Genomic DNA, 11171 nt, shown 5'->3' with positions numbered 1-11171 from the left:
GCGAACCTAATGGTTTTTGCAAAATTAACTTCCACTTTTCTGGAATACCATAAAATAAATTAAAAATCAAACATCAAAATGTAAAATTACAAATCAAAAATCAAAATATTCTCCAGCTACTTTGTTAATTTACAAGTATTTTTGCATTTTGCATTGTAATTTTGATATTTGCATTTTGATATTTACATTAAAGTTCTTCTTGCTATCGCTCTCCCCAAAAGAGGAACCTATTTATGAAAAAGCAATAAGGTTCGCACTACATTTATGGGATGTCAGAGGTTAATTCGTGTGCATTTGTGGTTAATTTCCTTAATTCTCTGTGAACTCTGTGCCTCTGTGGCTGAACGCTTACAAATGGTGAAACTTTAGACAGGGAAACTAATGAAAAGAAACTACTCCATTAAAGCCGTTATTTTTGATATGGATGGGCTAATGGTTGATACCGAGCCTTTATATTCTGAGGCAATGAAACAGGTAGCCGCAAAAAGAGGTAAATGCTTTACCCTACCGCTTAAACAAAAATTGATGGGAAGACTCCCGATTGAAAGTTTAACGATATTCAAAGAAGAACTTGAATTGGAGGAACCAGCAATAAAGCTTTTAGAAGAGCGAGAAGAGATTTATACAAGACTTCTGGCACAAAATATAAAACCTATGCCTGGATTTTTTAAGCTCCTTCATCTATTAAATGAAATCGGAATAAGGAAAGCCATTGCCTCATCTTCCAAAAGACGATTTATTGAATTGATTGTTAATAAATTAGGCATCGTTGAGCAGTTTGAAGTAATTGTTTCTGGAGAAGAGGTCAAATACGGTAAGCCAAATCCTGATATTTACTTATTAGCCGCAGAAAAATTAAACATTAGTCCGCAAGAGTGCCTGGTGTTAGAAGATGCACTAACAGGTGTAATGTCAGCAAAAGCGGCTAAAATGAAATGTATCGCTGTTCCAAACCAGTTTACTCAAGGACTGGATTTCTCTTGTGCCGATTTGGTCGTAAATAGTTTAGAAGAAGTGGATAAAATATTTACTTTAGTCGTAACTATTCAGCCACTGATTAACACGGATTAGCACGGATAAATACAGAGGGCAGAAGGCAGAGGGCAGAGGGCAGAAGGCAGAGGACAACAGGCGGAAAAACCTTTAGCCTAATTACGGACACGGATTACGAATTTTAGGGACGGTTCACTTTTGTTTGAAAGCTTGCGGATTGAAATTAGAAATTGGAAATTAGGGAGAGAGACAAAAGCCCAATTTCTAATTTCCAATTTCCAACAAAAATCATAGGAAAAACGATAAAAGGAACCGTCCCGAATTTTCAGTGTTTCATCCGTGTCCATCTGTGGCTGAATAGTTACATTACAACTATGATTAAATTAATAATCTTTGACTTAGGCAATGTCATCTTAAATTTTGACCATAATATCATCTGTAGAAAATTATCTCAAATATCCAGATTTTCACCACAACAAGTTTATGAGATAATATTTACCTCTGGATTAGAGCGATTGTATGATGAAGGAAAGATTTCAACAAGGGATTTTTTTAAAAAGGTATCAAATAGACTTAAATTAAATATTTCCTTGACAGGGTTTAAACAAATCTGGCAAGATATTTTCTGGCTAAATGAAGGGATTGAAGAGATATTATTGAGTCTTAGAGGTAGATATAAACTCTTTTTATTGTCAAATACCAACGAAATACACTTTGAATTCGCTATGGCTAAATTTGATGTCTTAAATTTTATAGATGAGTATATTTTATCATATCAGGTAGGATTTAGCAAACCAGCTAAAGAGATATTTTATGAAGCGTTAAAAAGGGCAAATGTTGAGGCAGAAAAATGTATTTATATCGATGATATAAAAGAACATATTGCCTCGGCAAGTAAAATTGGGATGAACGGGATATTATTTCAATCCATATCCCAACTTAAGATGGATTTATGGAGTGCTCTGTCAGGATAATCTATCAAACAATCTCCCCGCCAGCGAGGGAGGAAAAATTAAAAATCTGGGGACGGTTCATTTTATCGTTTTCCCTATGATTTGTTTCGGATATACATTTGTAAACATTCACAGTCCATTTTCTAACCACAAGATTTCGTAACCGTTCAGGCTATATATCAAAAGTGTAAGAAAGGGGATAAGGAGATAAGAGTGATATGGAGATAAGATAATAGAAATAGATTGAAATTTATAGAAATAGGTAGAAATTGATTGTGGAAAACAACAAATTTCCATAAATTTCTATTAGTTTCTATTAATTTCAATTTTTTTAATAATATCTCCCTATCTCCTTAATCTCCACATCTCCTTTTGTTACACCACCTGAACGCTTACAAGATTTCAAACAAAAGTGAACCGTTCTAAAATCTGTGTAATCTGCGAAATCTGCGAATGTATTTTCAGGGGAAACGCTCATGAACCGTGGGTTCACAAATGAGGATGAAAATAGTAGGTAGGAGATAGAAGGTGGGAGGTAAGGAGATGGGCGTGAGGAGTGATGTTTCCTTTACTTTCTACTTTCTACTCTCTACTTTCTACTTCCTATTTTCAGGGGAAAAGGAGCGAAAACTTATGTGGCAGGCACAAGAGATTAAAGAAAATCTTGTGAGTAAAATTTTCGGTCGGCAGATACATACATTTGACGAGGTGGGTTCAACTCAGGATATTGCTCATTCATTAGCCGCTTTTGGTGCACCTGAAGGAACTTTAGTTATTGCCGAAATCCAGACTGAAGGCAAAGGACAACCATCAAAAACATGGATATCCCCAAAAGGAGGTTTGTGGTTTTCTTTGGTCCTCACACCAACCTTAATGAACATAAATCAAGCCTCTGGATTGACGATTTTAGTTGCCTTGAGTATTGCCCGGGCAATCAAAGAAATGACTAACCTGAATATCCTTATCAAATGGCCTAATGACCTGTATCTCAATAATAAAAAAGTAGGTGGAATATTGACAGAAAGCTCAACGGTTGAAGTTGCGGTTAGATATATTATTATCGGGGTAGGGATTAATGTCAATGTGGATTCTCAAACACTTCCATCAAAGGCAACATCACTCAAAGATGCATTGGGAAAAGAAATTCCGATAATAGAAATTTTAGCAAAGATATTGGAAGGTATGGAAAAAGATTATCTTAAATTCAAGAAGGTGCAAAATCTCGCTCCTTTTTTAAATGAAATCAACCAGTTATCCTCAATCGTGGGCAGACACATAACGGTTCAATTACCAGATAAATCAATAGAAGGCTCTGCGGTGTCAATTGATGGACAAGGAAGACTTTTAGTGGAATTAGAAAATGGAGAGACAGAAATAATTACCGCTGGAGAAGTAATGGTATGATAAGAGCATTTTCAAATTGTAACCGTTCAGATAGTAATTCACCGCAGAGACGCAGAGGAACAGAGAAAACATGGAAATAAATCAGATAACAGAAAAAATTATTGGTACAGCAATTGAAATACATAAGACATTAGGTCCAGGTCTATTAGAAATGGAATTAAGCGTATAGCCAATAGATTTTAATTTTTTCTCTGTGTCTCCGCGTCTCTGCGGTGAATAGTTACAGCAGTTCAGTGGAGGTAAAAAGATGTTTGGTATCTGGTTTTGCATGATTTTAATTTCAACAACCTGGCTTTTCTCTTCATCCCTTTATATTAAAACTAATTATTTTGGGACTTTTATTTTAATTGGATTAGCCATTATTTTTCTTTTATTTGGTTTGCGACAGGTAAAACTTGAGAATATTGATAAACGCTACCCTTTTTTTTGCCTGCCATTATTAATTGCTTATCTTATATTGCCTTTCCCTTATAATTTAGGTCCAGCAGTTTTAGGTTTAAGTTTCTTACTACTTCCTTTTCGCAGATTGGCGCCATTAGTTTGTAGTTTATGGTTAGTGGGGGGATTTTTGAGTGTCCAGAGTGTTATTGGGCATCCTTATATGTGTTTTACGGCTAAATGGCAACAATGTCCTGCCTTCACCCCTGTAATTTACCAGATACTAAAATTTTTAACCCTGCCGGTGAGTTTAAGTCAAGATACTATCTTTATTGAGACAATGCGGAAACTCTATGAATTCCCTACCACCTGGGATAAATTGGGCGTTTTTCCTGCCTTAAATCTTTTAATTGGAGGGATAATATTACTTCGGCTCTTTTCTACCTCCAGAAGATTGTGGATAACCACCGGACTTTTTACCATCACCACCGTGCTTTACCTCATATTCAGGTATATCTTAATGATATTAATATTTCTTTATCTGGAGTATTTTGTGCCTGATGAAGAGGAAGCAGATAAGGTTTTTCTCTTCTGGAATCCAACAATCATTACACTTAGTTTTATTCCTTATCTATTTTTATTATGTCGGTTTTTTAAGCTTAAAATAACACCTCCACCATTTAACCCCTTAAAAATAAAAGGGTTAGTTTTAATCAGTCTGGGGGTGTTATTTATCATTGGTTATTTTGGATTTCATGACCCTGGTATCCCCGGACAAGGAAGAATTCTCATAGATGAGGCACATAGCGATTGGGAAAAAACCACCAGAAAATACGATACAACCTGGTATGGACAGGAATCAGGTTATAATTATTACTGTATGACAGACTATTTGAGTTATTATTATAAAGTGGACCGCAATTTGGGTTCAATAACATCTAAATTATTAAGTAATTATGATATTCTGGTTTTGAAGATTCCTACATCCAGGTTTTTAGATAAGGAGATAGAGGCAATTGTAGAATTTGTTAAGGCTGGTGGTGGGTTATTTTTATTAGGGGAACATACCAATGTCTTTGGCTCTTCTTGTTATCTTAATCCAATAGCAAAAAGATTTGGTTTTTATTTTCGGTATGATTGCCTATTTGATATTGAGAAAAAATTCGAGCAAGTATATTATCCTCCAAAACTTCTACCACATCCTATCGTTCAAAATATGCCTTGTTTTCTCTTTGCCACTTCCAGTTCTGTTGAGCCAAAAGATTATTTATGGGAAAATGTCATTTTATCTTCTGGCTTAAAGTCGTTAGATATTGATTATTCAAGCAGTAATTTTTATCCCCAGGTTATAGATAGCACGAAGATGGATTTTGGGACTTTTATTCAAACAATTGGGGTAAAATATGGCAAGGGTCGGGTGGTGGGGTTTACAGATTCAACCTGCTTCTCTAACTTCTCGGCATTTATTCCAGGCAAACCTGAATTACTCTTAGGCACACTAAATTGGTTAAATAGAGAAAATTTTCTGAGCCGGTTAAACTACTTATTCTTGATTTTAGGAATAGGATTATTCGTCGTTGGGCTATTTATTTCTAAATTCAATATTCAATCTTTGCCTCTGATAATCTTTATGACGGCTTTAGGGATGGTCGGTTTTACCTTCGTGAATAAATTAAATTATCCATTGCCAAAACCTCACACTAAGCCAATTCAGATTTGTTTTGAGTCAAAACATTCTGACCTTAATCTCCCAATCAAAGGGTTTGTCCAGGATAACGAGTGTAGTTTTGAGATGTTTTATCAATGGGTATTACGACTGGGGTATTTTCCAATAGTCTGCGAAGATATTAAAAAGGAAAAACCTGAAGTCGTAGTCATCATCAAACCTAAAAAGAAGTTTACATCAAAGGATATATCCTGGATTAAAGATTATCTCCATTCTGGTGGAAAAATATTGCTCCTGGATAGTCTGTCTAACGGTAGTTCTACCGCTAATTCACTTCTATCTGCCTTTGGCGTAAAGATTAATCAATCCATCTACTCATCCCATCTCTATGCCCAACCATTTAATAAGTATTATCCATCAGAGGTAAATTCAGCCATTATTGAAGGTGGCAATCCTATTTTCTTTACCCCGGAGAATCAGACAATTGGTGTGAGCGTTAAAGTAGGAACTGGAACTTTACTGGTTTTATCCTTTGCAGATAGATTTACTGACGCAAAAATGGGTATATCTGACAGTATTATTCCTGATGAGGAATTATTGAAGGTATATCAATTAGAATTTGGGATATTTAAGGGGTTAGTTAAAGGGAATTTTTAATCCCGCTGTTCAATGGTCATTTCAATGACCATTGAACAGACGAGAGAGAATTCGTCATCTACTCGATAATGATTAACTTAGAACCATCACTCAAAATATCACCTGTGGTTGGGTCACAGATTCTTGCTCCTAATTTTGTAATACCTTGTGGTGAAGCAGGTGTAATGGGGTAACTTATCACCGGCACGGTCAGATTAAATCCTGCAGGAATAACTACATCATCCATGAGAACTAGTGGAACCTGTCCCCATAGTGGAGAGGGATGGAATCCCTGGGCATAAATGTGGACATCAACCGTCATTGTAGCTCCGTCATTAACTACCTTAACCTCGGCATTCAGTGTCTCGCCAGTTGTATACACCTCATCGTTACTAAACATTCTGACCACAGGGTTTGTTGGTATTGAGTGAGCGCTATAGGCATCTGAGGGTGGCGCCAGATCTGTTGGAGCATCCCAGTTTCCCACTATCATTTCTAAATCCATTACCCCATCATCATTACCAAGCATCCCTAATGGAATAGTAATTTCAATGGTATCTGTTCCCAGAACCGCGGTTAGTTCTCCCATCAAGTTCCAATTTATATCGTAAATTGAAACAGTAGGAAGGGAAAAGAAGTCTAGAGCATATTCAAACCCTCCTCCAATTTCAGGATATTTCCACGGACCCCATCCTGTGTACCGGTCCTGGTCTGTATCAAGGTCAATATATCCAATGACTGTGGATATATCTGTCCATTGGTTAAATGTGAGTCGAAGTGTTACCGCCGGACTTCCCATACTTATTCCTATCCCTGCCTCAAGTTGAACAACATCTACAGTGGGGACTCCAATACCCGGAATGACTTCCCACTCGTAGATATCGCTTAATTGTGAATCGCCATCTGGGTCACTCATCACTACCTTTGTTGGCACTGGTGGCAGTGGTGGAAGTGGTTGATTTACGCCTTCTGGTCTTTTCACCTTTGCTATTTTCAAATCTGGCCACCCTGTGGCATTTGACGGTGTGATAGTTAATCCAATTAAAAACAGACTTACTATCAACGCTGTTAAGATATTTATTGTGTTCTTTTTCATCTTCCTACCTCCTCGTATTTAATTTGATATATTTAAACATCTTCCCGTTGTAACTTTTTATATTCTTGAGGAATATATCGACCTTCGCTACATTAGGGGAGATGAATATTATGTGTTCTGGTATAATCGTTTGTAAGCGGTCAGGGGTGCGTGTAAAATTTATGGGTAACTATTTACCCGTCTGAATTAACGGTTAAATCAATTGAAAATCACAAAATTCCAAATCACAAATACCAAATTACAAATAAATTTCAATGACCAAAATTCAAAATTCCAAACAAGACAAGAAAAAGATTTTTTCTTCAATTATTGAGAAATCTAAATAAATTCCTCTCGTTGTCATATAATCTTTGGAATTTGAAACTTATTTGGAAATTGGAATTTGGAATTTATTTGAGATTTGGTGCTTGGAATTTGTAATTTTCGCATTGAATTTCATCTATTTCTTTATATCGGCAAAAAGATGAATATTCCTCAATATTTTTTACCCACAAATTTTACATACACCCAGCGGTCAGCCATCAGTTGACAACTGATAGATGACTGCTGAACGCTTACAATCGTTTAAGTATCACACTCAATGCAAATAAAAGATAAACAAGCTCAAAATTTACCTCACTTAGAAAACTACCCGCTAACACATATCCACCAAGACTTACCTCTATTATTTTACAAGCAGGAACTGTTATCTTAGAAAATCTTTCATCTATATTTCTTCTGATTCTATATGAATCTATCATCGAAGTAGATATTAACATAATAAAGAGTAATAATGAAATCAAACCACACTCACCCGCTAAATGGATAAATGAGTTATGAGCCTCCATAGATTTATCTAATCGGGAATCATAGGTATGGGCTAAGGGAGCGAAATTACCCAATCCTATTCCTATTAGTGGTCGTTCCCATATCATCTGTCCACCTGCTCTCCAGGCGTATATCCTTCCCATAGCAGAATCATCTTTCTGATACTCTAAGATAGTGTTTAGTCTTTCTATATATCCTGAAGGTATTGAAACTATGAACAATAGAACTAAAAATACAATTCCATAGAGAGCTAATGCCTTAGTTCTTGCCTTTAAAAATATTAAACTTAATACCCCAATTAATCCAATAAAACCACCTCTTGAAAAAGTAAGAATAACCGTTGCAATGATACACAATGAGATTATTCCTAAAAGGAGTTTTTTAAGGAGTAGATTTTCTGAAAAGAATAGATAAATACTAAAAGGTAATGCCATTATTAACGCTAAGGCAAAATGATTATTATCACCCCCAGCACCGGCAACGCGTCCAGGTCCAAATAGAAAACAATGAACATTACACTTTAAGGCTAAAATGCCAAAGATAACTGCGATTGCCCAGAGTAGTATTTTAAAATCTTTCTTTGTCCTTATAAGATTAATTGTTACGAAATAAAATATAAATGTTTTACTAAAACTTAATAATGGTTTCCAACAATGGCTTTTTTCGTAGGCAAAAACCACGGATACTACCATCATTAACCATAATCCTGATAGGAAATAACTCTGTTTCCCAAAGACAAATTTATATCCTCGAGTTTTAATAACATCTTTAAGGCAAAATAAGGTTGTGATTAAACATATTATCAAGGGAGCAGGAGTTCCTGCTAATTCCTCCGGGAGCATAAAAAGAGTCGCATAATAAATAATAATACCAAAATATGGCCGAATAAAGATGAGTATTAGAGTGATTATGGCGAAACAACTACCAGCAAGAACATATATATCAGGACGAAATAAAATGGCAATGCCTATAATTATTCCTGAAAGAATAGCAAAAGTTAAAAGGAAAGTGGATTTATATTTCATAATTTTCCTATTTTTTGTATAAAGTTACAAAAGCGAGCAGGTCGCCGAGTAAAGTTCCTATCATATAGAAAATAATATCAGTTATATCTGGAACTCTGTTGGGTATAATTATCTGAGTAAATTCAATTAAAGTTGCCAGACAAAATCCTATGAATATGGTGATAAATAGCGTTAATATTTTCGAGTAATATCTTCTAAATGAAACATAAACAAGAAAACCAAAGATGATAAATAAAATTATATTAATCCCATTTTCACTAAAAGAAATATTAAGATGTCCCCGATAGTAAAAAGGCGTCAGGTTAAAATTCTTAATCGCATAGTATATATTCTCCCTCGCAATAGATATATCGAAGGGATAGATAAATACAAGCATGATTAATAAACTATATAAACCTAAATAAACAAGCAAAGGATTTTCACGACGGAGTAGATTTATTTGATGAAAGAGTTTATCTTTAAAAGAAACTAAAAAATCATTACTTAAAACACAACCTATCCAACTCCCAATCGTGTTATTGACAATATCCGTCATTCCGGTTCTTCTTCTCAAAGAAAACAATTGTAAAAATTCCAATGTCGAACTAAGTAAAAAAGCAGAGATGATACATATTAATTTAGATTTAAGTTTTCCAATGTTTCTATTTTGTAATTCCCAGTTTAGTAAGAAACCATAGGGAATAAAAAGAAGAAGATTACTGACGACATCCGACCATGAAATTTCTCTGCCACCCCAACAACTGAAAGGGATAATATTTACCCTATTAAGATTATAAAGAATATTATCTTCCTGGAAAGAGAAATTAAAAGGGTAAAGGGTTGCATAAAAGAGATAAATTACAAATATAACGAATAGAATCAATGGAAAAATTTTTTTAAGTATCGGGTTCATATTAAAAAATTATTCAACCTTAAATTTCGTGGTGAGCGAAATTCGTTGAGAATCACCAAGTTCTCCATAAGGGATGTAGGCATAATCTAACTCAATTATATCTTTTATCTTAAGTCCTATACCCGCAGTAAAACCATTGTCAGCATCATTAGTTGAGTTATACCCAAACCTGAATTTTGTGATTGAATTAATAATTATTTCTGTGCCCAGATTGAGTTTTAGAGCACGGTCAATAGATTTACTCAAATCTGATGTTAGTAACACTCTTTTTTCTAACATCTTATACAGAATGCCAAGTTTGAAATTTAAAGGTAATCGCTCCTCTTTTTCAATAAATTTTATCTTCTTACCAATATTCTGGACAACTGCGCCGAGAGTTAAATCAGTATTCTGAAATTTATATAATCCACCTGCATCAAAGGCAAACTGTGTCCCTCCTTCGTTTTCTATATGCAGGTTAATCCTTTTAATCGTTGCCCCAATTAATATTTTGTCATTCCATCTTTGACCAAAGCTAAGGCTCATAACACTGTCTTTTGCTTCAAAATTTGAGGTAAAATTTCCATTTGTATCTCGCCCCACGATGTCATCTGCTTTTAAGACGATGATACTTAAGCCCATTGCTCCTAATTCTTCTTCTAATGGTAAAACAGTGGAAACAAGTTCATATCTTATCCCTTGAAACCAATCATTATGCATAAAATTAAACTCTAAATCTTCAATTTGAGCAATACCTGCGGGATTCCAGTAGAAGGCGCTAAAATCATCTGCCAGTCCGGTAAATGCCTCACCCATAGCACAAGCCCTTGCTCCAACACCAAATTCTAACACCTGACCAACAGTTGTCCCTGCCTTTTTATAAATTGCGGCATCTACATTTAAAGAATAACCAAGAAGAATAATAACCGCTAACATTTTCCATTTTGCATTTTCCATTTTATATCTCCTCCTTATTAAATTATGACAATTTTATGTAAGCGTTCAGGTGGTGTAACAAAAGGAGATGTGGAGATTAAGGAGATAGGGAGATATTATTAAAAAAATTGAAATTAATAGAAACTAATAGAAATTTATAGAAATTAGTCATTAGTCAATGACCATTGACCAGTGACCAATTTGTTGTTTTCCACAATCAATTTCTACCTATTTCTATAAATTTCAATCTATTTCTATTATCTTATCTCCATATCACTTTTATCTCCTTATCCCCTTTCTTACACTTTTGATATATAGCCTGAACGGTTACAATTTTATTATACTAAACATTTTATCTGCTGTCAAGTTATATTTGAATTTTTGTTACTGAAGTGCCATTAAACTG

General features: G+C 34.8%; 10 protein-coding genes. 5 read left to right on the top strand and 5 right to left on the bottom strand.

Annotation, left to right across the window (positions count from 1 at the left end):
• Positions 1-381 precede the first annotated feature (381 nt).
• Together AB1422_11590 and AB1422_11585 are read left to right on the top strand one after the other, a co-directional pair.
• Positions 382-1071, top strand: a complete 690-nt coding sequence (locus tag AB1422_11590; GenBank protein MEW6619957.1) for an HAD family phosphatase — start codon at positions 382-384, stop codon at positions 1069-1071.
• Positions 1072-1223: 152 nt separating this feature from the next.
• The gene (locus AB1422_11585; GenBank protein ID MEW6619956.1) at positions 1224-1967 is read left to right on the top strand and encodes an HAD family phosphatase; all 744 of its coding nucleotides are present in this window, start codon (positions 1224-1226) and stop codon (positions 1965-1967) included.
• Between the two features lie 108 nt (positions 1968-2075).
• Here AB1422_11585 and AB1422_11580 read toward each other — a convergent pair whose 3' ends face one another.
• Entirely contained in the window at positions 2076-2243 is a 168-nt protein-coding gene (locus AB1422_11580; GenBank protein ID MEW6619955.1) for a hypothetical protein, read from the bottom strand.
• A 231-nt stretch (positions 2244-2474) separates the two neighbouring features.
• Here AB1422_11580 and AB1422_11575 point away from each other — a divergent pair, with 231 nt between their 5' ends.
• The 3 genes from AB1422_11575 to AB1422_11565 all read left to right on the top strand — a co-directional run bounded on the left by AB1422_11575 (position 2475) and on the right by AB1422_11565 (position 6051).
• Positions 2475-3350, top strand: coding sequence for a biotin--[acetyl-CoA-carboxylase] ligase (locus AB1422_11575; protein ID MEW6619954.1), 876 nt, complete (start codon positions 2475-2477; stop codon positions 3348-3350).
• Between the two features lie 70 nt (positions 3351-3420).
• The gene (locus AB1422_11570; GenBank protein MEW6619953.1) at positions 3421-3519 is read left to right on the top strand and encodes a GxxExxY protein; all 99 of its coding nucleotides are present in this window, start codon (positions 3421-3423) and stop codon (positions 3517-3519) included.
• Between the two features lie 78 nt (positions 3520-3597).
• Positions 3598-6051 carry a hypothetical protein gene (locus AB1422_11565; protein ID MEW6619952.1) on the top strand — a complete coding sequence of 818 codons (2454 nt, stop codon included), beginning with the start codon at positions 3598-3600 and terminating at the stop codon, positions 6049-6051.
• A gap of 58 nt (positions 6052-6109) precedes the next feature.
• On the opposite strand, the gene AB1422_11560 is transcribed toward AB1422_11565, so the two are convergent.
• From AB1422_11560 to AB1422_11545, 4 genes are all read right to left on the bottom strand, one after another.
• Positions 6110-7126 (bottom strand): hypothetical protein, encoded by a 1017-nt coding sequence (locus AB1422_11560; protein ID MEW6619951.1) that lies wholly within the window; start codon positions 7124-7126, stop codon positions 6110-6112.
• A 554-nt stretch (positions 7127-7680) separates the two neighbouring features.
• Entirely contained in the window at positions 7681-8958 is a 1278-nt protein-coding gene (locus AB1422_11555) for a putative O-glycosylation ligase, exosortase A system-associated (GenBank protein ID MEW6619950.1), read from the bottom strand.
• 7 nt (positions 8959-8965) lie between these two features.
• Positions 8966-9820: a VanZ family protein gene (locus AB1422_11550; protein ID MEW6619949.1), complete on the bottom strand. Its 855-nt coding sequence runs from the start codon at positions 9818-9820 to the stop codon at positions 8966-8968.
• A gap of 39 nt (positions 9821-9859) precedes the next feature.
• Positions 9860-10786, bottom strand: a complete 927-nt coding sequence (locus tag AB1422_11545) for a PorV/PorQ family protein (GenBank protein MEW6619948.1) — start codon at positions 10784-10786, stop codon at positions 9860-9862.
• Positions 10787-11171: the final 385 nt, after the last annotated feature.

It is taken from the genome of bacterium (assembly GCA_040757115.1).
Lineage (GTDB): Bacteria > UBA9089 > CG2-30-40-21 > CG2-30-40-21 > SBAY01 > JBFLXS01.
This window is presented reverse-complemented; position numbering and strand designations above follow the sequence as displayed.

Excerpts from the sequence above, each read along its gene's own strand:
- AB1422_11545 (MEW6619948.1), bottom strand. The coding sequence starts at position 10,786 with ATGGAAAATGCAAAATGGAAAATGTTAGCGGTTATTATTCTTCTTGGT.
- AB1422_11565 (MEW6619952.1), top strand. The coding sequence starts at position 3,598 with ATGTTTGGTATCTGGTTTTGCATGATTTTAATTTCAACAACCTGGCTT.
- AB1422_11570 (MEW6619953.1), top strand. The coding sequence starts at position 3,421 with ATGGAAATAAATCAGATAACAGAAAAAATTATTGGTACAGCAATTGAA.
- AB1422_11580 (MEW6619955.1), bottom strand. The coding sequence starts at position 2,243 with ATGGAAATTTGTTGTTTTCCACAATCAATTTCTACCTATTTCTATAAA.
- AB1422_11555 (MEW6619950.1), bottom strand. The coding sequence starts at position 8,958 with ATGAAATATAAATCCACTTTCCTTTTAACTTTTGCTATTCTTTCAGGA.
- AB1422_11560 (MEW6619951.1), bottom strand. The coding sequence starts at position 7,126 with ATGAAAAAGAACACAATAAATATCTTAACAGCGTTGATAGTAAGTCTG.
- AB1422_11590 (MEW6619957.1), top strand. The coding sequence starts at position 382 with ATGAAAAGAAACTACTCCATTAAAGCCGTTATTTTTGATATGGATGGG.